26 protein-coding genes and 2 tRNA genes are annotated in these 22,696 nt (G+C 69.4%); 22 read left to right on the top strand and 6 right to left on the bottom strand.

Annotated features, from left to right (window positions below; all coding sequences use genetic code 11):
* Positions 1-28: 28 nt before the first annotated feature.
* On the bottom strand, positions 29-214 hold the full coding sequence (gene rpmB / locus AB0N22_RS02380) for a 50S ribosomal protein L28 (protein WP_364635563.1): 186 nt from the start codon (positions 212-214) through the stop codon (positions 29-31).
* Between the two features lie 160 nt (positions 215-374).
* Here rpmB and AB0N22_RS02385 point away from each other — a divergent pair, with 160 nt between their 5' ends.
* Genes AB0N22_RS02385 through coaD form a run of 4 tightly spaced genes read left to right on the top strand, consistent with a single transcriptional unit; the run spans position 375 to position 5,122 of the window.
* Positions 375-1,964 (top strand): DAK2 domain-containing protein, encoded by a 1,590-nt coding sequence (locus tag AB0N22_RS02385; RefSeq protein WP_364635566.1) that lies wholly within the window; start codon positions 375-377, stop codon positions 1,962-1,964.
* A complete protein-coding gene (recG, locus tag AB0N22_RS02390) occupies positions 1,964-4,108 on the top strand; it encodes an ATP-dependent DNA helicase RecG (protein WP_364635569.1) in 2,145 nt (714 codons plus the stop codon). The genes AB0N22_RS02385 and recG overlap by 1 nt, the downstream gene beginning before the upstream one ends.
* Complete coding sequence (rsmD, locus tag AB0N22_RS02395) at positions 4,105-4,647, top strand: 16S rRNA (guanine(966)-N(2))-methyltransferase RsmD (protein ID WP_364635572.1); 543 nt, start codon at positions 4,105-4,107, stop codon at positions 4,645-4,647. The genes recG and rsmD overlap by 4 nt, the downstream gene beginning before the upstream one ends.
* A gap of 1 nt (position 4,648) precedes the next feature.
* A complete protein-coding gene (gene coaD / locus AB0N22_RS02400) occupies positions 4,649-5,122 on the top strand; it encodes a pantetheine-phosphate adenylyltransferase (protein ID WP_364635575.1) in 474 nt (157 codons plus the stop codon).
* Positions 5,123-5,193: 71 nt separating this feature from the next.
* Here the strand turns inward: coaD and dinB are convergent, their stop codons facing one another.
* Complete coding sequence (dinB, locus tag AB0N22_RS02405) at positions 5,194-6,378, bottom strand: DNA polymerase IV (protein ID WP_364635578.1); 1,185 nt, start codon at positions 6,376-6,378, stop codon at positions 5,194-5,196.
* Between the two features lie 166 nt (positions 6,379-6,544).
* Between dinB and AB0N22_RS02410 the strand changes: the two genes are divergently transcribed.
* From AB0N22_RS02410 to AB0N22_RS02465, 12 genes are all read left to right on the top strand, one after another.
* Positions 6,545-7,093 (top strand): DUF177 domain-containing protein, encoded by a 549-nt coding sequence (locus AB0N22_RS02410; protein ID WP_364639166.1) that lies wholly within the window; start codon positions 6,545-6,547, stop codon positions 7,091-7,093.
* A 3-nt stretch (positions 7,094-7,096) separates the two neighbouring features.
* Positions 7,097-7,282, top strand: coding sequence for a 50S ribosomal protein L32 (rpmF, locus tag AB0N22_RS02415; protein ID WP_056213101.1), 186 nt, complete (start codon positions 7,097-7,099; stop codon positions 7,280-7,282).
* The gene (gene rnc / locus AB0N22_RS02420) at positions 7,282-8,001 is read left to right on the top strand and encodes a ribonuclease III (RefSeq protein ID WP_364639169.1); all 720 of its coding nucleotides are present in this window, start codon (positions 7,282-7,284) and stop codon (positions 7,999-8,001) included. Before rpmF ends, rnc begins: the two co-directional genes overlap by 1 nt.
* 9 nt (positions 8,002-8,010) lie before the next feature.
* The gene (mutM, locus tag AB0N22_RS02425) at positions 8,011-8,862 is read left to right on the top strand and encodes a bifunctional DNA-formamidopyrimidine glycosylase/DNA-(apurinic or apyrimidinic site) lyase (protein ID WP_364635581.1); all 852 of its coding nucleotides are present in this window, start codon (positions 8,011-8,013) and stop codon (positions 8,860-8,862) included.
* A gap of 13 nt (positions 8,863-8,875) precedes the next feature.
* Positions 8,876-9,352: a GNAT family N-acetyltransferase gene (locus tag AB0N22_RS02430; protein WP_364635584.1), complete on the top strand. Its 477-nt coding sequence runs from the start codon at positions 8,876-8,878 to the stop codon at positions 9,350-9,352.
* Complete coding sequence (locus tag AB0N22_RS02435; protein WP_364635587.1) at positions 9,349-10,581, top strand: deoxyguanosinetriphosphate triphosphohydrolase; 1,233 nt, start codon at positions 9,349-9,351, stop codon at positions 10,579-10,581. Before AB0N22_RS02430 ends, AB0N22_RS02435 begins: the two co-directional genes overlap by 4 nt.
* 34 nt (positions 10,582-10,615) lie before the next feature.
* Positions 10,616-11,245, top strand: coding sequence for a hypothetical protein (locus AB0N22_RS02440; RefSeq protein WP_364635590.1), 630 nt, complete (start codon positions 10,616-10,618; stop codon positions 11,243-11,245).
* Between the two features lie 10 nt (positions 11,246-11,255).
* Complete coding sequence (gene dnaG, locus AB0N22_RS02445) at positions 11,256-13,157, top strand: DNA primase (protein ID WP_364635593.1); 1,902 nt, start codon at positions 11,256-11,258, stop codon at positions 13,155-13,157.
* 198 nt (positions 13,158-13,355) lie between these two features.
* Positions 13,356-13,853 (top strand): sigma-70 family RNA polymerase sigma factor, encoded by a 498-nt coding sequence (locus AB0N22_RS02450; protein ID WP_364639172.1) that lies wholly within the window; start codon positions 13,356-13,358, stop codon positions 13,851-13,853.
* Positions 13,816-13,888: transfer RNA gene (locus AB0N22_RS02455), tRNA-Asn, on the top strand. Before AB0N22_RS02450 ends, AB0N22_RS02455 begins: the two co-directional genes overlap by 38 nt.
* Before the next feature lie 92 nt (positions 13,889-13,980).
* Positions 13,981-14,685 (top strand): hypothetical protein, encoded by a 705-nt coding sequence (locus AB0N22_RS02460; protein WP_364635596.1) that lies wholly within the window; start codon positions 13,981-13,983, stop codon positions 14,683-14,685.
* On the top strand, positions 14,678-14,893 hold the full coding sequence (locus AB0N22_RS02465; protein ID WP_364635599.1) for a hypothetical protein: 216 nt from the start codon (positions 14,678-14,680) through the stop codon (positions 14,891-14,893). Before AB0N22_RS02460 ends, AB0N22_RS02465 begins: the two co-directional genes overlap by 8 nt.
* Positions 14,894-14,895: 2 nt before the next feature.
* Here AB0N22_RS02465 and AB0N22_RS02470 read toward each other — a convergent pair whose 3' ends face one another.
* Complete coding sequence (locus AB0N22_RS02470) at positions 14,896-15,636, bottom strand: PIG-L deacetylase family protein (RefSeq protein WP_364635602.1); 741 nt, start codon at positions 15,634-15,636, stop codon at positions 14,896-14,898.
* 27 nt (positions 15,637-15,663) lie between these two features.
* Between AB0N22_RS02470 and AB0N22_RS02475 the strand changes: the two genes are divergently transcribed.
* The 3 genes from AB0N22_RS02475 to AB0N22_RS02485 all read left to right on the top strand — a co-directional run bounded on the left by AB0N22_RS02475 (position 15,664) and on the right by AB0N22_RS02485 (position 17,005).
* Positions 15,664-15,737 (top strand) — tRNA-Met (locus AB0N22_RS02475).
* Positions 15,738-15,807: 70 nt separating this feature from the next.
* Positions 15,808-16,323, top strand: a complete 516-nt coding sequence (locus tag AB0N22_RS02480) for a hypothetical protein (RefSeq protein ID WP_364635604.1) — start codon at positions 15,808-15,810, stop codon at positions 16,321-16,323.
* A gap of 253 nt (positions 16,324-16,576) precedes the next feature.
* Positions 16,577-17,005, top strand: coding sequence for an HAD family acid phosphatase (locus tag AB0N22_RS02485; RefSeq protein WP_364635607.1), 429 nt, complete (start codon positions 16,577-16,579; stop codon positions 17,003-17,005).
* Between the two features lie 2 nt (positions 17,006-17,007).
* Here the strand turns inward: AB0N22_RS02485 and AB0N22_RS02490 are convergent, their stop codons facing one another.
* A complete protein-coding gene (locus AB0N22_RS02490) occupies positions 17,008-17,691 on the bottom strand; it encodes a GAF and ANTAR domain-containing protein (RefSeq protein WP_364635610.1) in 684 nt (227 codons plus the stop codon).
* A gap of 136 nt (positions 17,692-17,827) precedes the next feature.
* On the opposite strand from AB0N22_RS02490, the gene AB0N22_RS02495 reads away from it, so the two are divergent.
* Complete coding sequence (locus tag AB0N22_RS02495) at positions 17,828-19,885, top strand: PhoX family phosphatase (RefSeq protein WP_364635613.1); 2,058 nt, start codon at positions 17,828-17,830, stop codon at positions 19,883-19,885.
* 6 nt (positions 19,886-19,891) lie between these two features.
* Here AB0N22_RS02495 and AB0N22_RS02500 read toward each other — a convergent pair whose 3' ends face one another.
* Complete coding sequence (locus AB0N22_RS02500; protein WP_364635616.1) at positions 19,892-20,197, bottom strand: GNAT family N-acetyltransferase; 306 nt, start codon at positions 20,195-20,197, stop codon at positions 19,892-19,894.
* A 111-nt stretch (positions 20,198-20,308) separates the two neighbouring features.
* On the opposite strand from AB0N22_RS02500, the gene AB0N22_RS02505 reads away from it, so the two are divergent.
* Positions 20,309-20,818: a DUF3145 domain-containing protein gene (locus AB0N22_RS02505; RefSeq protein WP_364639175.1), complete on the top strand. Its 510-nt coding sequence runs from the start codon at positions 20,309-20,311 to the stop codon at positions 20,816-20,818.
* A 13-nt stretch (positions 20,819-20,831) separates the two neighbouring features.
* Here AB0N22_RS02505 and AB0N22_RS02510 read toward each other — a convergent pair whose 3' ends face one another.
* Positions 20,832-21,653 carry an acyl carrier protein gene (locus tag AB0N22_RS02510; RefSeq protein WP_364635619.1) on the bottom strand — a complete coding sequence of 274 codons (822 nt, stop codon included), beginning with the start codon at positions 21,651-21,653 and terminating at the stop codon, positions 20,832-20,834.
* 89 nt (positions 21,654-21,742) lie between these two features.
* On the opposite strand from AB0N22_RS02510, the gene AB0N22_RS02515 reads away from it, so the two are divergent.
* Positions 21,743-22,693: an alpha/beta fold hydrolase gene (locus AB0N22_RS02515; RefSeq protein WP_364635622.1), complete on the top strand. Its 951-nt coding sequence runs from the start codon at positions 21,743-21,745 to the stop codon at positions 22,691-22,693.
* The last annotated feature ends 3 nt before the right edge of the window (positions 22,694-22,696 follow it).

Consider the following 22,696-nt stretch of genomic DNA (forward strand, 5'->3'; position numbering starts at 1 on the left):
GGGTCACATCGCAACCGACAGCCAGCGACTAGCGCGAGACCTTGCCGGCCTTGAGGCACTTGGTGCACACGTTGACGTGCTTGGGGGTCCCGTTGATCACGGCGCGAACACGCTGGATGTTGGGGTTGAAACGACGCTTGGTGCGTCGGTGCGAGAAGGAGACGTTGTGGCCGAAGCCAGGTCCCTTGGCACAGACATCGCAGACCGCAGCCACGGCGAACTCCTGAGGATTTGAGACTACTTGGACGAAACGGGCGCCGCCGGCACCGAACGGTGCGACGACAACCGCTCAAGAATAGCCGACGACCCGACGTCGAAGCGAATCAGGCCGGCTGCTCCCGTGGTTGCGCCGGTCCGACCGATAGCCTCGCCCCATGGGCCTCACCCTCAACCCCGCGGCATTCCGGGCGTGGACACAGCTGTGCGCGGGAGCCCTGTCCTCGGCCCGTGCCGAGATCGACGCCCTCAACGTGTTCCCCGTGCCCGACAGCGACACCGGGACCAACGCCTACCTGACGTTCGCCTCCGGTGCCGATGCCGTCGAGGCCGTGCCGGCCGACGTCCCGTTCCCCGAGCTCGTCAAGGCATACGTCGACGGGCTGCTCACGGGGGCCAAGGGCAACACCGGCGTGATCTTGTCCCAGCTCGTGCGGGCCTGCTTCAGGGACCTCGACCTCACGGGCGGCGACATCACCGCCGACGACGTGGCGAGGTCGTTCGTCGCAGCGTCCGACGCGGCATGGGCTGCGGTGGGCGCGCCGGTCGAGGGCACGATCCTCTCGGTGGCCAAGGCCGCGGCCGAGGGCGCGACCGAGTCGGCCGCAGCCGGCATCGACGGACGTACGGTCTTCGGCAAGGCCGCCGCAGCCGCACGCGAGGCACTGGCCCGCACCCCCGAGCAGATGGAGCTCCTGGCCCGTGCCGGAGTCGTCGACGCCGGTGGCCGCGCGCTGGTCGTGGTCCTCGACGCCACGGAGCAGGCGCTGACCGGGCGCATCCCCAGGCCCGCCGCCAGCACGATCCCGGTGCCGGCGGTCGCCCCCGGGGACGACCTGAGCGCGGACGGACCGTCGTACGAGGTGATGTACCTCCTGGAGGCCGACGACGACCGCATCGCCGGTCTGCGCTCGGCGCTGCTGCCGCTCGGAGACTCGCTCGTCGTGGTCGGCGGCGACCGGCTCTGGAACGTCCACGTCCACGTCGACGACGTCGGGGCGGCGATCGAGGCCGGCATCGCGGCCGGCCGGCCCTACCGCATCGCCGTCACCCACTTCGCGGACCAGATGGCGCAGCAGCCGCGCACCGGCCGCGCCGTCATCGTGGCGACGACCGGCGACGGGCTGACGGCGCTCTGCCGCGAGGCCGGCGCCCTGGCGCTCGAGTTCACCCGCGAGCGTCCGCTGACGATCGCCGAGATGAGCGCGTCGCTGCGCGAGGCCGGGACCGACGAGGTCATCGTGCTGCCCAACAACCAGCGGTACGTCCGACAGTTCGAGGCCGCCGCGCAGGCCGCCAGGCAGGACGGCGTACGTGTCGCGGTCATCCCGACCCACGCCCAGGTGCAGGGCCTCGCCGCCCTCGCCGTGCACGACCCCGGTCTCGGCTTCGACGAGGTCGTGGTGGCGATGTCGAGCGCGGCGGCGCACACGCAGCACGGTGCCGTCACGATCGCCACCGAGCCCGGCATGACGATGGTCGGGCCGTGCGACGCGGGCGACGTGCTGGGCGTCGTCGCGGGTGACTTCGCGGTGATCGGCCAGGACATCCTCGCCGTGGCCTACGAGGTCATCGACCGCATCTTGTCGCCGGCTGGTGAGATGCTCACCGTCGTGACGGGAGAGGGAGCCCAGGGTCTCATCGAGGAGTCGATCGGTGAGTACCTCCGCACGCTGCGCCCCGACGTCGACCTCGTGGTCTACGAAGGCGGCCAGGAGAACTACCCGTTGTTCATCGCGGTGGAGTGATGGTCGAGCTCTCCACCAAGCTGGTCAACATCCTGGGCGACAAGACCACCAAGCCGCTGACCAAGGCGTTCGACATGGTCGTCGTCGAGGACCTGTTGCGCCACTACCCGCGCCGCTACGCCGAGCTGGGTCGGCTCACCGACCTGTCGCAGCTCGTGGTCGGCCAGCACGTCACGATCATGGCGCGCGTCGCGTCGGTCAAGAACTACGCGTTCGGCCCGGGCGGCCGGCGTACGCGCACCGAGGTCGTCGTCACGGACGGCACAGGCCACCTCACCCTCACGTTCTTCCAGCAGGCCTGGCGGCTCAAGTCGATGGAGGTCGAGTCCCTGGGTCTCGCGGCGGGCGTCGTCAGCGAGTTCAACGGCCGCCTGCAGCTGACCCACCCCGACTGGGAGCCGTTGACCGAGTCGGACGATCCCACCGACGCCTCGCGCCTTGCCCGCGGGGTCATCCCGCTCTACCGCGCAACGGCCGCCATGGCGTCGTGGAAGATCGAGCGCTGCGTGGGCATGTGCCTCGACGCGATCGGCCCGCTCGACGACCCGTTGCCGGAAGACGTCCGCGCGGCACGCGGCTTCCACGACCTCAAGGGCTCGTTCGAGGCGATCCACCGGCCACGCAACGCCAAGGACTGGCAGAGCGCCCGCGACCGGTTCCGCTTCGAGGAGGCATTCGTCGTCCAGACGATCTTCGCCCAACGGCGCAACGCGCTCGAGCACGAGCGTGCCGCCTCGCGTCCGTTCACGCCAGGCGGCCTGCGCGAGCGGTTCGAGCAGCAGCTGCCGTTCGAGCTGACGGCCGGGCAGAAGACCGTGGTCGACGAGATCTCCGCCGACCTCGGGCGTACGCACCCCATGCACCGCCTGCTGCAGGGCGAGGTCGGCTCCGGCAAGACCATCGTCGCGCTGCTCGCGATGCTCCAGGTCGTCGACGCCGGTGCGCAGACCGCCCTGCTGGCGCCGACCGAGGTGCTGGCGGCCCAGCACTACCGGGCGATCACGAAGATGCTCGGCGACCTCGCCAAGGGGGGCATGCTCGGTGGTGCCGACGGCGCGACCCGCGTGCGCCTGCTGACCGGGTCCCAAGGGGCCAAGGCTCGCAAGGAGTCGCTGCTCGACGCCGCCTCGGGCGAGGCCGGCATCGTGATCGGCACGCACGCGCTGATCCAGGACCACGTGCAGTTCGCCGAGCTCGGTCTGCTGGTGGTCGACGAGCAGCACCGCTTCGGCGTCGAGCAGCGGGCCGCCCTGGTCGATCGTGCCGAGGTCACGCCGCACGTGCTGGTGATGACCGCGACGCCGATCCCGCGCACGCTCGCGATGTCGGTCTTCGGCGACCTCGAGGTGTCGACGCTGCGCGAGCTGCCGGCCGGGCGCCAGCCGATCCAGACCACCGTCGTCCCCCACGCCGAGCGGCCGCAGTGGCTCGAGCGGGGGTGGGAGCGCGTGCGCGAGGAGGTCGGGAGGGGCCGTCAGGCCTACGTCGTGGTGTCGCGCATCGGCGAGGGCGACGACGGCGGCACCGACAAGGACACGCGGTCGTTGCTGGAGATGCGTGAGGAGCTCGAAGGTGGCGCGCTCCACGGGCTTCGCCTCGGCAGCCTCCACGGACGCATGACACCGGACGACAAGGACGCGACGATGAACGCGTTCGCCCGCGGCGAGATCGACGTGCTCGTCGCGACGACGGTCGTCGAGGTCGGCGTCGACGTGCCCAACGCGACGGTCATGGTCGTCATGAACGCCGATCGCTTCGGCATGTCCCAGCTCCACCAGCTCCGCGGCCGCGTCGGTCGTGGCTCCGAGGCCGGCCTGTGCCTGCTGGTCACGGCATCCGAGGGCGACTCCCCGGCGCGCGAGCGGCTCGACGCGGTGGCGTCGACGTCTGACGGCTTCGAGCTGTCCCGGCTCGACGTCGAGCTGCGGCGTGAAGGTGACGTGCTGGGCGCCCGGCAGTCGGGCATCCGGTCGAGCCTCCGGCTGCTGTCGGTCGTCAAGGACGGTGATGTCATCGAGGAGGCCCGGCAGGTGGCGGACGCGATCGTGGCTGCCGACCCGGCACTGGCCTCGCACCCGGCCCTCGCCGCGGCGGTGCACGAGCTCGAGCGGTCCGAGCGGGCCGACTACCTGGAGCGCACGTGACACGGATCATCGCGGGTGCCTACGGGGGCCGCCGCATCGAGACGCCCAAGGGCGACAGCACCCGCCCCACGTCGGACCGCGTCCGCGAGGCGATGTTCTCGTCGCTCGAGTCCGAGCTCGGCGGCTTCGACGACGAGCTGCGCGTGCTCGACCTGTTCGCGGGCTCCGGCGCGCTGGGACTCGAGGCGCTGTCGCGTGGAGCGGGCTCTGCGGTGTTCGTCGAGTCCGACCAACGTGCCGCGACAGTGATCAAGGCCAACATCCGGCTGCTCGGTGCCAACGGGTCGGTCGTCCGGATGAAGGCCGGGCCCTTCGTGGACCAGGCCGACGGCCGGTTCGGGCTCGTGTTCATCGACCCGCCCTATGCCGTGGCGACCGCCGTCGTGGCGGAGCTGGTGCGCAGGCTCAAGGCGGGCCGCGCCGCCGACGCGCTCTTCGTCGTCGAGCGGGCGACCCGTGATCCGTTCGCGTGGCCCGAGGGTGTCGAAGGTCTCCGCGACAAGACCTACGGCGAGACGTCGCTTTGGTACGGTCGCTGACATGACGAAGGTCGTGTGCCCCGGCTCGTTCGACCCGGTGACCAATGGTCATCTCGACATCATCGAGCGGGCCTCCCGCCTGTTCGACGAGGTGGTCGTCGCCGTGCTGGTCAACGAGAGCAAGAAGGGCCTCTTCACGATCGACGAGCGCCTCGAGCTGCTGGACCGGGCCACGTCGGACCTGCCCAACGTCTCGACGGCCTCGTTCAACGGGCTTCTGGTCGACTTCTGCACCGACAACGGCATCTCCGCGATCGTCAAGGGCCTGCGGGCCGTGACCGACTTCGACTACGAGCTGCAGATGGCCCAGATGAACGGCAGCCTGACCGAGGTCGACACGCTGTTCATCCCGACGACCCCGGAGTACTCCTTCCTGGCCTCCAGCCTCGTCAAGGAGGTCGCCAAGCACGGGGGTGACGTCTCGCGGCTGGTGCCCGACTTCGTGCTCACCGACCTCAAGGCGAAGTACGCCTGACCCGCCCAGCTTTGTGACAAACCTCGTCACGATCGGCGCGGTCGTGACGAGATGCGTCACAAAAGTCGGTGTCAGTCCGGCAGCAGGGGGACGGAGAGGTGCTCCTTCTTGCCGACCTGCACGGCACGGCGCAGCGACGACGAGCCGTACTTGTCGCGCACCGCGTCGATCGCGTCGTCGAGCTCTGCCCCGCTCGTCACGTCGAGCGGCAGCGCGAGCTGGGCCGGCTGATCGTCGAGGGAGCCGACCGAGACACCGATCAGGGTGATGCCGCGTTCCTTGATGGCTTCGGCTCGTGAGGCCAGGAGCGTGCGGGCGACCTCGAGCACCGTCAGGTTGTGCGCCGTCGGCCGCGCCAGCGTGTGCGAGCTCGTCGACCGGGTGAAGTCGCCGAACCTCAATCGGATCGTGACGGTGCTGCCCGTACGCCCGGCAGCGCGCATGCGCCGCGTGACCCGGTCGACCAGGGTCAGCAGCGCCAGGTCGATCTCGTCGGGGGAGTGCGGGCCGCGCCCGATCGCGTGCTGGGCGCCCATCGACCCGCGGCGCTTGCCGACGACGACCGGCCGGGGGTCCCGGTTGTGGGCCAGCGCATGGAGGTGCCGGCCGGCGCCGGGCCCGAGCAGCTGGACGAGCTCGATCTCGTAGAGGTTGGCCACGTCGCCCACCGTGACGATGCGGGCGTCCCGCAGCTTCTGGGAGGTGACCTTGCCGACGCCCCAGAGCCGTTCGACGGGCAGCGCGTGGAGGAACTCGAGCTCGCGCTCGACCTCGACGACGAGAAGGCCCTCGGGCTTGGACACGGCGCTCGCGACCTTGGCGAGGTACTTGGTCCGGGCCACCCCGACCGAGATCGGCAGGCCGACCTTGGTGCGGACGTCCTCGCGCAGCTTCCGGGCGATCGACGACGGCAGGCCGCGGATGCGGCGCAGCCCACCGACCTCGAGGAACGCCTCGTCGATCGACAGGCCCTCGACGAGCGGCGTGGTGTCGCGGAACACCTCGAACACGTCGCTGCTGGCCTGTGTGTAGGCCTTCATCCGTGGTGGCACGACGACCGCCTCGGGGCACAGCTGCAGCGCCTGGCGCCCGCCCATGGCGGTGCGGACTCCGCGCGCCTTGGCCTCGTAGCTGGCGGCGAGCACGACGCCTCCGCCGACGATCACCGGGCGGCCCCGCAGCGAGGGGTCGTCGCGCTGCTCCACCGACGCGTAGAACGCGTCGAGGTCCGCGTGCAGGACGGTACCCTCGGTCATACCGTCATCGTGTCACCCAGTGGGGACACCCAGCCACGGATTGGCCTCCGCTGGGCCCGGCGGGTTACGATTCTCTTCGGCCTGTTCGCAGGTTGAAGTTTTGTCGTGCACTTGGACAGATGGGCAAGCCGTGCTTTCGGGACCGTTGGTTTTCGACACCCACGAGATGGGTCGCAAACCGGGCGCCGAACGTACGCACACCCTGACCGTCCCCGCGCCGGCAGACATGGGTTACGACGTCTACAGCGTGCCCGAGGATTCCCCGATGGAGATCGAGCTCCGGCTCGAGGCCATCATGGAAGGTGTTCTGGCAACAGGCACCATCTCGGCGCGGGCCGTGGGCGAGTGTGTGCGGTGCCTGGACCCGATCGACGAGGCTGTCGTGGTGGGATTCCAGGAGTTGTACCTCTACGAAGCTCCTTCCGACACGGAAGAGGCGGAGGAAGAGGAGTTCTTCCTCGAGGACGACCTGCTCGACCTCGAGACCGTCCTGCGGGACGCGGTGGTGCTCGCACTGCCGCACAACCCGTTGTGTGGTCCGGAGTGTCCGGGACTGTGCCCTGAATGTGGTGCGCGGCTCGCGGATGATCCAGATCACACACACGGTGAGGCGATCGACCCGAGGTGGGCGTCGTTGAGCCAGCTGGCGGAGCAACCGGTCCCGCCAGCCGACCAGACAGGGTCGGACATCGCGTCCGACGACAGCAAGGAGTAGATCGTGGCAGTCCCGAAGAGGAAGACATCGCGCAGCAACACGCGCCATCGTCGTGCACAGTGGAAGACCACCAAGACCGCGATCGTGGACTGCGCGAACCCCGCGTGCGACTCGAAGGTGCAGCCGCACCACGCGTGCACCAAGTGCGGACAGTACGGAGCTCGCGGCGAGCGTCGCCAGGTCCTCTGATCTCTGCAGCATCTGATGCTGATGGGCTCCGGCAGGTTCTCGGTGTGGAGGACCTGGATGCGGGGCTCCTTCAGCATGCCCTGACGCATCGCTCGTACGCGTACGAGAACGGTGGCGTCCCCAACAACGAGCGCCTCGAGTTTCTCGGTGACTCGGTGCTGGGGCTGGTCGTCACCGACACCTTGTTCACCGAGCACCCCGAGCTTCCCGAGGGCCAGCTCGCCAAGCTGCGCGCGGCCGTCGTGAGCGCCAAGGCCCTCGCGGAGGTGGCCCGCACGCTCGGCATCGGCGAGCACGTCCGCCTCGGCCGCGGCGAGGAGACGACGGGGGGCCGCAACAAGGCGTCGATCCTGTCGGACACCGTCGAGGCGCTCCTCGGCGCGATCTACGTGCAGTTCGGCATCGAACGGGCCGCCGAGGTCATCCACCGCATCTTCGACCCGGTGATCGCCGTGGCGGCCGAGCTCGGCGCCGGCCTCGACTGGAAGACCTCGCTGCAGGAGATCGCCGCCAACAACGACCTGGGTGTGCCGCACTACGTGCTCGAGGGCACCGGCCCCGACCACGACAAGTCCTTCACGGCCGAGGTGCACGTGGGCGAGCGGGTCTTCGACGGTGGTGCCGGGCGCTCCAAGAAGGAGGCCGAGCAGATGGTCGCCGAGATCGCCTGGCGCTCCATCAGCGCGGACCTCGAGAGTTCTGTCGCAGACCCCGCCTAGGCTGCTCCTGTGCCAGAGCTGCCCGAGGTCGAGGTCGTCCGCCGCGGCATCGCCGAGCACGTGGTCGGCCGCACGATCAATCGCGTGGTCGTCCACGACGTCCGCTCGGTGCGTCGCCACCTCCCCGGCGCCACGGACTTCGAGCACCGGCTCGAGGGTCGTACGGTCATGGGTGCCGCGCGCCGCGGCAAGTACCTCTGGCTGCAGCTGGACCACGACGATGCCGTCCTGTGCCACCTCGGCATGAGCGGGCAGTTCCTGATCTCCGAGGCCGACGCGCCGCCCCCGCGGCACCTGCGCATCGCGTTGACCCTCGACGACGGGCGCGAGCTGCGATTCGCCGACCAGCGCATCTTCGGCGGCATGTCGTTCAGCGAGGACGGCGCCCACCTGCCGCCCGAGATCGCCCACATCGCCCGCGACCCCCTCGACCCGCTGTTCGACGCCGCCGAGTTCGCCGCCCGCCTGCGCAAGCGCGAGACCGGGGTCAAGCGAGCGATCCTCGACCAGACGTTGATCTCGGGCGTGGGCAACATCTATGCCGACGAGTCGCTGTGGCGCACCCCGCTGCACTACGCCCGCAACACGCGACACCTCCGCTCTCGAGAGGTCGAGGGCCTGCTGGTGCACGTGGGCGAGGTCATGCTCGAGGCGCTGGCGCAGGGCGGTACGTCGTTCGACACGCTCTACGTCAACGTCAACGGCAACAGCGGCTACTTCGAGCGGTCCCTGCAGGCGTACGGGCAGGAGGGCAAGCCGTGCCAGCGCTGCGGCACACCGATCCGCCGTGACGCCTTCATGAACCGGTCGTCGTTCTGGTGCCCGACGTGCCAGCCACGTCCGCGCAACGGCAGGTTCTGACTAGTCTTGCGGCGTGAGCCTCACCCTGCAGCCCATGACGGACGAGTACTTCGCGACGTGGAACGAGCGACTCGTCGTGGAGTACGCCCGGGAGAAGGTCGAGGCCGGTGTGTGGACCGAGGAGCATGCGCTGCAGCTGTCGAGGAAGGAGCAGGCCGAGACCCTTCCTGATGGCAGGCGGACGACGGGTCACGAGCTCTTCGTCGGTGTCGTCGACGACGACGTCGTCGGCAACCTCTGGCTGTTCACCGACCCGGAGCTGCCGGTGCCCAGCACCTACATCTACGACATCGAGATCCTCGAGTCCCATCGCGGCAAGGGACTGGGCCGTGCGCTCCTCGGCGCCGCCGAGGCCTGGAGCGCCGAGCACGGCAGCGCGTCAGTGCGGCTCAACGTGTTCGCGCCCAACACGACGGCCCGGGCCCTCTACGAGTCGGCCGGCTACCAGCTGACCAGCATGCACATGATGAAGCGGATCCCGTCGGCGTGACCGACCCGCTCTACGGCGACGAGGCCCGCGCACGCTTCGTCGACGAACCGCCCAAGCGCTCGGGCCGTACGCCGTTCGAGCGCGATCGCGCCCGCGTCGTCCACTCCGCGGCCCTTCGGCGGCTGTCGGCCAAGACGCAGGTCATGGGCGCCGGGTTCGACGACTTCGTCCGCAACCGCCTGACGCACACGCTCGAGGTCGCCCAGGTGGCACGTGAGCTCGGCAAGTCCCTCGGGTGCGATCCGGACATCGTCGACTCGGCGGCGCTCGCCCACGATCTCGGGCACCCCCCGTTCGGCCACAACGGCGAGGTCGCGCTCGACGAGGCGGCTCAGTCGTGCGGGGGGTTCGAGGGCAACGCCCAGACGCTCCGGATCCTCAGCCGACTCGAGTCCAAGGCGTTCGACGGCGACGGTGCGAGCGTGGGCCTCAACCTGACCCGCGCGACCCTCTCGGCGTGCGTGAAGTACCCGTGGCTCCGCGGCGAGGTGCCCGGCGCCGGAGGCAAGTTCGGAGCGTACGCCGACGACGTCGACGTCTTCGCCTGGCTGCGCGAGGGGGCGCCCGCGACGAGGCGGCCGATCGAGGCGCAGGTCATGGACCTGGCGGACGACATCGCGTACTCGGTGCACGACGTCGAGGACGGGGTCGTCGGCGGCTGGTTCGGGCTGCTCTCCGGCGAGCTCGACCGCGAGTCGATCCACGCCGTCGCACGGGACTGGTACGACCCAGGCGCGGCTGACGACCGGCTCGACGCAGCGCTCGTACGCCTGCAGGAGCTGCCGGAGTGGCCCACGACGGCGTTCGACGGCAGCCGGCAGGCCAGGGCCGTGCTCAAGAGCCTGACGAGCGCCTTGATCGGCCGTTTCGCCCGTGCCGCGGAGCTCGCGACGGTGGAGCGTTGGGGAGGCGGGCCGTTGATCCGCTTCGCAGCCGATCTCGAGGTGCCCGACGACACGCGCGACGAGATCACCGTGCTGAAGTCGATCGCGGCGCACTACGTCATGCGGTCGGACGACCGGGCCGGACCGCTCAGCCGCCAGCGCGAGCTGCTGCTGGCGCTGGTCGAGGTGCTCGACAAGTCCGACGGTCAGGAGCTCGAGGCGGAGTTCGCCCTCGACTTCGCGCACGCCGCCGACGACGCCGCGAGGCGCCGCGTGGTGATCGATCAGGTCGCCAGCCTGACCGACGCCTCCGCCTGTACCTGGGCCCTCCGCCTGCTCAACTAGCGCCGCCTTGCATCCGCTGCAGTAGCGTCGCCGTGTGGCTGCCTCACGGTTCCGTGTCGTCCCGGGTCTCGTCGGCTTGTGCCTTGCGGTGCTGGTCACGATCCTCGTCGTGCAGCGGGCCGGCACCGAGAGGTTCTCCGGCGATCCTGACGACATCGCCGGGGTGAAGGCGGCCGTGCCCGAGCTCGTGCGCGGCGACCGCGCGATCGGTGCGTTCCCGGAGCGTCCGACGGAGGTCACGGCCGAGGAGCTGCGCTCCCGGGGATCGCGGGACCGGATCGAACGTGCGGTTCGAGCCGTCTGGGTCGAGCATCACGTGGCTCGTGAGATGAGGGCGTGGGATGACTACGTCGACGAGATCCTCGAGATCCGGCGGCTCCATGGGTCCGGCAGTCTCGATCTGTATGACGACACGCGGCTGGACGTGACGGACTGGCTCGGCGTCAGGATCGAAGGCACCAAGGCTGTGGCTGACGTTCGTGCGTACGACATGTACCACTACCACGGCGGACGAGGCTGGGTGCGAGGACAGGCGCTGCACCACCGTTTCACGCTCTGGCGCGCATCACCCATCTCCGACCGTTGGTACCTCGCGGACGAGGAGCACGACGTGGACGGGGAGTATCGAGCGATGGCCGACTCGGCCGTGGGTGCGGCCGACTAGCATTCACCCCATGGCCGGACGCATCAAGGACGAGGACATCCAGCTCGTCCGTGAGCGCACCCGCATCGACGAGGTCATCGAGCAGTACGTGACCCTCAAGAACGCCGGCGGCGGCTCCCGCAAGGGTCTCTGCCCGTTCCACGACGAGAAGTCGCCGTCGTTCAACGTACGCCCCTCCGTCGGGTCCTATCACTGCTTCGGCTGCGGCGCGGGCGGCGACGTGTTCCGGTTCGTCATGGAGATCGAGGGCCTGAGCTTCGTCGAGACCGTCGAGCGGCTCGCCGCCAAGGCCGGCATCACGCTGCGCTACGAGGACGGCGGCCACACCGGCCCGCGGCGCGACCCCAACCAGCGGCCACGGCTGCTGGCGGCGCACCGCGAGGCAGGCGAGTTCTACGCGGCTGCGCTGCAGAGCTCGAGGGACGCCGAGGTCGGTCGCCAGTTCGTCAGGGACCGAGGCTTCGACCAGTCGGCCGCCGAGAAGTTCGGCATGGGATTCGCGCCTCGCGGGGGAGAGGCGCTCGTCGCCCACCTCAAGGCCAAGGGCTTCACCGACGAGGAGCTGACGGTCGGTGGCCTCGCCGCCAGTGGCTCGCGCGGGCTCTACGACCGGTTCCGCGGCCGGCTGCTGTGGCCGATCCGCGAGATGACCGGCGAGATCATCGGCTTCGGCGCACGCCGCATGTTCGACGACGACCGGGTCGAGGCCAAGTACCTCAACACCTCCGAGACGCCGATCTACAAGAAGAGCCAGGTCCTCTACGGCCTCGACCTCGCGCGCCGGTCGATCTCGTCGTCGAGCCAGGCGGTCATCGTCGAGGGCTACACCGACGTGATGGCGTGCCACGAGGCCGGCGTGACGACCGCGGTCGCGACGTGCGGCACCGCGTTCGGCGAGGACCACGCGCGGGTCATGCGCCGACTCATGCTCGACCACGACGCGTTCCACGGCGAGGTCATCTTCACCTTCGACGGCGACGAGGCGGGCCAGCGAGCTGCGCTCAAGACGTTCAGCGGCGACCAGCAGTTCGTCGCGCAGACCTATGTCGCCGTCGAGCCGCGCGGCATGGACCCGTGCGACCTGCGCCTGGCCGAGGGCGACGCCGCCGTGCGCGAGCTGGTTGCATCCCGCATTCCGCTCTATCGCTTCGTGCTCGACAACATGCTGGGCAAGTACGACCTCGACCGCGGCGACCAGCGAGTCGATGCGGTACGCGAAGCCGTCTCGCTGGCATCGGCGATCCGCGACAAGTCCAAGGTCGATGAGCTGCTGCGCGAGATCGCCGGCCGGGTCGGCACTGACATCGAGCAGGTGCGGGCGGAGCACCGCAAGCGCACGGCCACCGGCGCCAAGCCGGCTGCCGCACCCGGTGCGCCGGCAACGGCGACGGCCGAGGCGCCGCCCGCCGAGCCGGCCGGCCAGGTCGTCAGCTTCGGTGCGCCGCAGTTCGCCGACGAGCGCGAGGCGCTCAAGGCGATCGTGCAGTTCCCGCACCTCGCGAGCGAGCATGCCGACGAGCTGGACGACAACGACTTCACCCACTTCGTGTCCAAGTACCTCTGGAAGCACATCCAGGGCATGACTTGGCCGACCGGCCCCGACACCACCTGGCTGCCGAGGCTCGCCGAGTCGATTCATGACGACGACGCCCGACGTGTGCTGTCGGTGGCCGCGGTCGAGCCGATGCGGGCTCGCGAGAACAACACCGGCGCGGTCGTCGCCTCGGTCATCCTGCGGCTGCAGCTGCTGACGTGCGGACGCCGGATCACCGAGGTCAAGTCGAAGCTCCAGCGAACCAACCCGATCGAGCAGGCCGAGTCCTACAACCGCATGTTCGGCGAGCTCATCGCCCTCGAGCAGCAGTTCCGCACCCTGCGCGACCGCTCGCTGGGCGGCGACATCCCCAGCTGACCTGCAGCCTGTCATCGATCCACAGGTTGCCGGCAGGCATGCCCTGCGTCGCGTACGCCGACCGAGGCTGGTGGCATGGATCGATTCGTGCGTGAGCTCCTCTCGCTCCCACCCATGGACGCCGCCGAGGAGCTCGCACTGGCCCGGCTGGCGCAGCGCGGCGACCGCGGCGCCCGCGACGCGCTCATCACGGCCGGCATGCGGTCGGTCGCGATGCGAGCGCGGCTTCGCGGCCTCGTCGGCGAAGAGCTGCGCGATGCCGTGCAGTCCGGAGCGGTCGGCCTGATCCGGGCGATCGACCGTTTCGACCCCGACCGCGGTGCGCGTCTGGCGACGTACGCCTGGCACTGGATCGGTGCCGCGATGACCGTCGAGCACCGCCCCGAGCAACCCCTCGGCGACGAGGACAGGCCGACCTCCGAGGCCGAGATCTCCGATCTCGACCTGCTCGACGGGATGCCGGACGAGCTGGCGGAGGTGCTTCGGCTGCGCTTCGGTCTGGGCGATCCTCTGGCCGTCCCGATGCCCCGTCGGGTGGTCGGCGAGCGGCTCGGTCTCAGCATCGCGCAGGTCCGCACGATCGAGGGCAAGGCGATGCGACAACTGCGCGAGCGGCTTGCTAAAGTAATTGACCGTGCTCCTCTGCAAGAGGAGCCGATCCCCCATAGCTCAATTGGCAGAGCATTCGACTGTTAATCGGAGGGTTCTTGGTTCGAGTCCAAGTGGGGGAGCATCACCCGGACGGCGCCGATCTCGGCGCCGTTTCGTGGTTCCGGGGCAGGTCGCGCCGCGTCAGATCGACCTGGTGGGGTACGCGTCCGCCGTGGACAGGACGAAGACACAGCAGCTCGGGCACGGGGCCGCGGCGCTGACCGGCAAGGCGCTCGAGGGCGTCTTCGCTGCCACGGGGCGCATCAGACCGACCCGCAAGCCACTGCACCCACGGGGACGGCTCCACAGTGCGACCATCGAGGGCGTTGGCCTGAGGGACGGCATCGGGGTGCCGTGGGTCGACGATCCCGGCACGTCGACCGGTGTCGTCCGTGTCTCGCGGGCGATCGGCATCCCGACCGCCTTGCCGGACATCTACGGACTGTCACTCCGGGTGCCTCTCGTCGACGGGGAGCACGCCGACCTGCTCTTCGCCACGACCGGACTGGGCCGCCTGACGCGCTTCGTGCTGTTCCCGGCCCAGCACCCGGGTCAACGGGCGTACTCGACGTTGCTGCCGTACCGCTCCCCGGCAGGAGCCGTGGTGCTCGCGGCGGTTCCGGTGGGCGCCGACGGCCTGGTCTTCGACCTTGCCTGTGCTCGCGTCGGCGGGGCGTGGGAGTCGTTCGCCCGGATGACGCTGACCGAGACCTCGTCCGGCGACTCACCGTCATTCGACCCGGTGCTCAACCAGCTCCCGGGTCTGGGGTACTACGACTGGGCAGCCGCGATGCGCGAGGGCGCCTATCGCGCCGCCCGGCGATCACGCAGCAGCGACGCGGCAGCCGGCCGCAGGGATGAGGGGAACCATGACTGACACCGACGACGCCGAGCTGTGGTGGTCCAAGTTGTCACCGAAGACGCAAGAGCTCTTGACGACAGATCCGCGCCAGCACCTGGAGCCGGACGTCGCCGGCGAGGTGCACCGCGCCGGGGTGATCCCGGAGTCGGAGGAGTCGCAGGGCGAGGTGCGTACGGTGCTACCGCCTGACGCGATCGAGTTCGTCCTGTCGAAGTCAGGCTGAGGTCAGTCCCCCCACGTCATCGAGAACACCTCGAACGGCGCAGCATGGGTGACGCCCAGTCGGGAACCGGTCGGTCGTGACATGCCCTCGAGCATCTCGGCCGGGTCGAAGTTGTCCCAGCCGAGCCCGTCGATGTACGCACGGTGGGCCTTCAGCGACTCGACACCGCGATCGAAGGTCTCCGTCGTGTCGACCGCGTGCCGCCCGTCGGGGGAGCCGGCGGCCCAGACCTGCTGGACACCGCCCCAGGGCTCGAGGCCTTCGGTCAGCTGCTCGGGGAAGATCCAGCGGTTGCCCGCGTCCGCGGCGGAGTTGAGCGCTGCGCGACCGACTGCCATGTGGTCGGGTTGGTTGGGCATCGATCCTCCCCACGTCTCGCGGAAGTTGTTGGTGATGATGATCTCGGGTCGATGCCGCCGGACGACCTCGGCGATGGCCCGGCGAAGCGGCACGCCGTACTCGATCGTGCCGTCGGGCAGGCCGAGGAACTCGACCTCGTCCACGCCGACGATCTTCGCGGAGGCGATCTGCTCCGCGGTACGGATCTCGCGACACTCGTCGGGTGCAATGCCGTCGATCCCGGCCTCACCGCTGGTGACCATGCAGTAGACGACGGTCTTGCCTTGGCCGGTCCACCGCGCGATCGCGGCGGCGGCGCCGAACTCGACGTCGTCGGGGTGTGCCACCACGACCAGCGCGCGGTCCCAGCTCTCGTCGACGGGCTCCAGGCGTTCGGGTTCCATACGGTTAGGCTAAGCCCGCATTCCCAAGGGGAGGTAGCTCAGCTGGTCAGAGCAGGGGACTCATAATCCCTGGGTCGCGGGTTCGAGCCCCGCCCTCCCTACGAAGGACGGTGCTGGTCGATGACCCCAGCCGAGCTGGCGGAGGGCTCCTGCCAAACCTAGTGTGGCGGCATGGCGGGTCGAGAAGCCTCTGATGACGGGGGAGAGCTGCAGAAGGCCGCTGAAGGCATGCCGAGGTACAACCCGAAGTCCAAGCAAGCGGCCGAAGCCGAGTCCAAGAAGGTCTCGGACGTGCTGGCCTCCTGGCCGGTGGCGGCCGGGGTCGGGATCTTCTTCTGCTTCCACCTTCCCCGCGCGTTGGGCAGCGGTCATCCGTGGGGCGCTCTTGTCTACCCGGGGTTCTTCATCGCGATCAGCTTCTGGCCAGCCGTCACGCACTTCGCCGGCCGACGCCTGCCTGCACGGTCGCTCCTCTTGGACCTTCCTGTCCCGATCTACATGGTCCTGAGCACCGTCGCGATGTTCGCGTTCTTCGCCGCCACGAACGAGCCCTTCTATCGCAGACAAGCCCTCGGCTCGCTGATCTTCACGATTCCGCTGGGTGTGCTGGCGATCTTCCTGATTCTCGGAGCGAGGACCGGCCGACAGGAAGGTCCGAACCAGGGCGTGGCTGACAAACTTCCGTGATCCCTGTTCCGCTGCCGGCCGGCCCGAATCGCCCACCGTCTCTGCGAGACACCGCTAGTCTTCGATCCGCAGGCCAGTTCTTCTGGATGGCCGGCGGCGTCCCGTCGCCCCACAGGGCGGCGGGACGTCTCGGAGCTGGTGCGCCGCGCGGCCATGGCTCGAGGAGAGAGCCACGAAGCCATTCACAGGGACATGCCGGTCGGCCGAGGAGAGTGCGCCGCCGAAGGTCCGGCTCATGCGACACAATCAAGGTATGCGCGACGCGGTGATCTTCGACATGGACGGCACGCTGTGCGACACCACGACGATCGAGCACTTCATCGCCGGCAAGGACAAGGACTTCCACGCCTTTCACGCCGCGTCGGCGACGTGCCCGCCGCGGCCCAAGGTCGTCAAGGCGGCTCGCGCCCAGCACGAGCAAGGCCGGGCGGTCCTGGTGGTGACGTCCCGGGAGTTCATCTGGCGCGACCTCACCCTCGACTGGCTGGTCGAGCACGGCGTGCCCTACGACGCCCTCTACATGCGGATCGTCGGTGACTACCGCAAGGACGTCCTGATCAAGAAGGACATCCTCGGCCAGATCGCCGACGACGGCTTCGCTGTGCTGGAGGCTTGGGACGACAAGCCGGACGTGATCGACCTGTGGCGCGACAACGGCATCGAGGTGCACGTCGTCGACTGAGATCAGCCGTTGCGGCGCCGCTCGACGTCATCGACGATCTCCGCCGCGATGAGGCGCAGCTTGACGTTGCGATGCTGCGACAACCGCGTGAGGAACGCGAAGGCGCGTTCGTCGTTGAGCTCGTAGCGCTCCATGATGATGCCCACGGCCTGACCGATCGTTGATCGTGTGCGCAAGGCGTCGTTGAGGTCGGAGATCTCGCGCGCATACGCGATCGCGATGGCGGACTGGTGCGCGAACAGCGCCGCGACCGTGGAGAAGTCCTCGAACGCGCCGATGCTGTGCGAATAGAGATTCAGGGCGCCCTGCGAGCTGGGCGCGTCGAACAGGCGCAGGCCCGCCTGGGCTTGAATGCCCTTGGACACGACGTACGGCCCATACTCCGGGAACCGGTCGTCAGCGGCCAGATCGGGGGAGATCACGTGGGCCGTGTTGGTGGCTGCGTCGTAGCACGGGCCCTCCTTGAGCTCGTACTGGCGGGCGTCGAGGTCCAGGACGAGGTCGTGGGTCGGCGCGACCGTGGCGATGCTCTCGTCGGCGTGCTTGACGGTGATCGAGGCATAGTGCACGTCCGGCAGGACTTCCACTGCTGCGGCGGTGATGGAGCTGAGGGTCGCGTCGAAGTCGCCGGGCTTGAGGGCCTTGGCGAGCTGACGGATGCTGTCGTGCAGATCTTCTTGTCCCACGGCCTCAACCTACCCGCAACAGGGCCCACCATGCGTCCGCCGGTGTCCATCGAACGTTCACCTGACGTTGGGTCGTTCGCCGGGCACCACCCCTAGCGTCGTCGGCAGCAACCATCGACACCTCGGGAGAACCCCCATGTTCACGATCGAACCCCGCCAGAAGCTCGACGACCAGTCACCCCACCGCCCCGGGCGTTCCTCCGTCACGTGCCTCTACCGGTGTGGCAACGCCTGCGCGCAGGCCGCCCCCAACTGCTCGGACAACGAGTACTTCGGCGACATGATGCGCGCGGCGGTCACCCGCCGCGGCCTGCTGCGCGCCGGCGCCGTCGTGGGTGTCGCGGGCCTGGTTGCGCCCGCACTCAGCGGCGGAGCGGCTGCTGCCGCGACAAAGGGCCGGCCCAAGCCGCCCGTCAAGGGCTTCGCGCCGGGCCTTGACTTTGCCACGGTGCCGCCCAACGTGATCGACGACGTCGTCATCCCAGCCGGGTACGACCAGAGCGTCGTCATCGCTTGGGGCGATCCACTGTTCAAGGGCGTCCCGGCCTTTGACGTGCGCGCCCAGACGGCCGAGGCCCAGCGCCGGCAGTTCGGCTTCAACAACGACTACCTCGGCCTGCTGCCCTACGGTCGGGACACCAAGCTGCTCGTGATCAACCACGAGTACACGAGCGAGACGCTGATGTTCCCGGCGTACGACGCGGCGAACCCGACCCGCGAGCAGGTGGAGATCGCCTGGGCGGCACACGGTCTGAGCGTCGTGGCCGTCAAGGAGTCCGATCGTGACGGCTCGCTGCGACCGATCGTCGGCGACAAGCGCAACCGGCGTCTGCACACCGGTTCGAAGTTCGAGCTGACCGGACCTGTCGCGGGTCACCCCCTCGTACGCACGAAGGCGGACCCCCGCGGGCGCACCGTCCTCGGCACGCTCAACAACTGCTCCGGCGGCCTGACGCCCTGGGGGACCTGGCTGACAGCCGAGGAGAACATCAACCAGTACTTCGCCAACGCCGCGACCGTGACCGAGCCGGTCCAGGCCGCGCGTCTGAAGCGTTACGGCGTCTCCGGGACCGCCACCGAGCGCAAGTGGGAGCGGTTCGACGACCGCTTCGACATCGCCAAGGAGCCCAACGAGGTCAACCGCTTCGGCTGGGTCGTCGAGGTCGATCCGTACGACCCGCACTCGACGCCCAAGAAGCGCACCGCGCTCGGCCGGTTCAAGCACGAGGCGGCGCAGCCCCGCATCACGAGCGACGGTCGCGTCGCGGTCTACATGGGCGACGACGAGCGCTTCGACTACTTCTACAAGTTCGTCTCCGACAAGCGGGTCGCGCGTGGCCACGGCGCAGCGGCTCGTCGCCACAACGCGACGCTGCTCGACGAAGGCACGCTCTACGTCGCCAAGTTCACCGGCGACTCCGGGCCGGTCGACGGCTCCGGCGCCCTGCCGGCCGATGGACAGTTCGACGGCAGCGGCGAGTGGATCCCGCTCGTCCGAGGCACCCAGTCGTTCGTGGACGGGATGACGGCCGAGGAGGTCCTGCTGTTCACGCGCCAGGCCGGTGACAAGGTCGGCGCGACCAAGATGGACCGTCCCGAGGACGTCGAGCCCAGCCCTGAGACTGGCAAGGTCTACATCGCGCTGACCAACAACAGCAACCGCGGCGCCAACGGCGCCGCCGGCGCCGACGAGGCCAACCCGCGCAACAACAACAAGCACGGTCATGTGATCGAGCTGACCGAGGCACGCAACAACTCCGGCGCGACGACGTTCAGCTGGAACGTGCTGCTGCTGTGCGGCGATCCCCAGGACCCGTCGACCTACTTCGCGGGCTTCGACAAGAGCCAGGTCTCGCCGATCTCGTGCCCGGACAACCTGGCGTTCGACGACTACGGCAACCTGTGGATCTCGACCGATGGCAACGCCCTGGGCTCCCACGACGGCCTCTTCGGGCTGGCGCTCGAGGGCAAGTACCGCGGCCAGGTCAAGCAGTTCCTGACCGTGCCGAACGGCGCGGAGACCTGCGGACCGCACATCGACCGCGAACGCGTCATGGTCTGCGTGCAGCACCCCGGGGAGATGTCCGGCGCCTCGGTCGAGGCACCCGCCTCGACCTGGCCCGACGGCCCGGGCTCGGTGCCGCGCCCGGCGGTCGTCGCGGTGTGGCCCAAGCGTCGTCGCCGTGGGCGCTGACCGGGGCTAGAGCCCGAAGGTCGCCCGCTGTTCCTCGGGCACGAGCTCGAGGAACTCCGGGTTGGCCTGGATGACGGGCGGGACGAACGGGCAGTAGGGGAGCGCGGTGCCGCCACGGGCCGCGATCTCCGCGAGCGTGCCCTTGACCAGCTGGGTGCCGAGTCCTCGGCCCTCGAACTGGGGATAGATCCGCGTGTGTGGGAGGGCGTACTCGTCGCCGTCCCGGCGATAGTCGATGAACCCGGCCAGCTCGCCGTCGACCGCGATCTCGAACCTGGACGAGGCGGGGTTGTCCGCCACAGTGGTCGCCATCCGACATTCCTTTCGGCTCAGATGTTGTCCGTGCAGGAGAACATGCGTCACAATGGTCTCAGGTGCTCCCAAGACGCTGGGGAAGGCGACACTAGGGAGGCACCGATGAACATGTCTACGCCGACGACCCCGACCCGGGGTGTACTTTTCGTGCACTCGGCACCGTCTGCGCTGTGCGCGCACGTCGAGTGGGCTGCTGCCGGCGTGCTCGGCGGCACTCCCGACATCGCCTGGGTGCCGCAGGTGGCCGAGCCCGGCACCTATCGCGCCGAGCTGTCCTGGCAGGCCGCTGCCGGTACGGCCGCTGCCCTGGCGTCGGCGCTGCGAGGTTGGGACCAGCTGCGCTTCGAGGTCACCGAGGAGCCCACGGCGTCCACCGAGGGCGCGCGCTATTCCTACACCCCGTCGCTCGGCATCTTCCATGCCATGGCCGGGCTGCACGGCGACATCCTCATCCCGGAGGACCGCATCAAGGCGTTCCGGGTCAAGGTTGCGCTCGGAGAGGTCGACATGGAGACCGCTCTCGACGGGCTCCTGGGCACGGCGTGGGACGCCGAGCTCGAGCCGTTCCGCCACGCCGGGGACGGCGCGCCGGTCCGCTGGCTGCACCAGGTGATCTAGCGGATCGCTCGGATCAGCCGATCTGCACGGTGACCGACGGGGTGGCCTTGTCGCTCCGCTTGTCGAGGAGACGGAACTGGCGCTCACCCGTGCGCGACGTGTAGAGCTCGGTCTTGAACCGCCCGCCGTCCCTCGTCGTGGTCTCGATGGGGAAGTCGTCCCAGTCGGTGCCCTCGTCCTTGACCTGCACCTGGAGGGAAGCACCCTCTCCGAGGGACGGATAGCGGCCCTCGATCACGAACCGCTCACCCGGTGCCACCTGGGGCTTGGACACCTTGATCGTCGGCTTCGGCTCGTTGGGCCTGGCGGGCGTGGTCTCGGTGGGCTCGGGCGTCGGTGTCGCCGACGGCGTCGGAGTCGGGGCTGTCGTGGGATTGCTGATTGACGGCAGGTCGACAGCACCGATCCCCGTGGCCTCGACGAGCGCGGAGCCGCCGAAGCCGAGGACCGCGCCGAGACCCGCACCGATGAAGATGAACAGGAAGAACAGCCGCTCGGCCAGACGCCGCCGGCGTACGGTCTCTTCGTCGTGTTCCGGCCGCGCGGGGGACTCGAGCGTCGTGGGGACGCGCCCGCCCGCTGCAGGCGCGGTGGCCCCGTCGTGGTCGACGACCGCATCGACGGCGTCCTGGACCGTCACGAGACCGTCGACGGTGTCGTCGGACAGGTAGACGTCGAACCGCCGCCCGAGCTCCTCGGCCATCTCGACGATCGTCAGCGAGTCGGTGCCGAGCTCCCTGAGGGTCGCCTCCGGCACCACGGCATCGGCGCGACAGTCGACGACACGGACGAGGATGTCCGTGAGCTGCTCGAGGACTGAGGTGGAGGACGGCACGAGTCGAGTCTAACGAGCCGGGGCGACGATGCCGCACACCGCGCAGGGGCAGCCCGGAGGGCTAGGCGGGAGCGCCCTAGGATGACCGGATGGAAAGCGTCGAGGACGTCCAGTACGTGGTGGTGCACGGCTACCGGCGCGCGTTCCGCATCTCCGGCACCGGCCCGGCTTTGCTCTTGCTGCACGGCCTGGCCTGCGACTCCTCGACCTGGCTCGACGTCATGCCCAGCCTGTCGGAGCACTTCACCGTGATCGCCCCTGACCTGCTGGGCCACGGCGAGTCCGACAAGCCCGACGCGGACTACTCCCTCGGCGGCTATGCCAACGGGATGCGCGACCTGCTGACGGTGCTGGGCATCGACAAGGTCACGGTCGTCGGGCACAGCTTCGGCGGCGGCGTCGCGATGCAGTTCGCCTACCAGTTCCCCGACCGCACCGAGCGGGTCGTGCTGGTGTCGACCGGAGGCCTCGGCAAGGAGGTCACGCCCCTGATCCGGTTCCTCACGGTGCCCGGCAGCACCGCGGCGATCGCCGCCGCCACGGCTCGGCCGTTGCGTCCGCTCGTGGGCGGCGCGATGCGTGCCCTCGCGCGTACGCCGTTGACCGCCACCCGCGACCTCGACGAGGTCGCCAGGATCTACGAGTCCTTGGCGGACCCGGCGACTCGCAGGGCCGTCCAGCGCGTGACCAGCCACGTGCTCAACTGGAAGGGGCAGTTCGTCACCATGACGGACCGCAGCTACCTCGCCCGGCTGATGCCGGTGCTGGTCGTCTGGGGTCGCGACGACATGGTGATCCCTTCCAAGCACGCCGACTTCGCGCCCACCCAGGTCTCGGACGTCCACGTGCTCGACGACGCCGGGCACTTCCCGCACAAGGACCACCCCGAGGAGTTCTGCCGTCTCGTGACGGCGTTCATCGCAGCCAACGAGCCGGCTCACTACCATCGCGGCCGCTGGCGCGCGCTGCTCCGCAGGGGCGACCAGTTCGCGCTCGAGAGCGTACCGGCGGTTGACACGGTCGAGCCTGCGATCAGCTGAGCT

Origin of the sequence: Aeromicrobium sp. NPDC092404 (genome assembly GCF_040684095.1) — a bacterium.
Taxonomy (GTDB): domain Bacteria; phylum Actinomycetota; class Actinomycetes; order Propionibacteriales; family Nocardioidaceae; genus Aeromicrobium.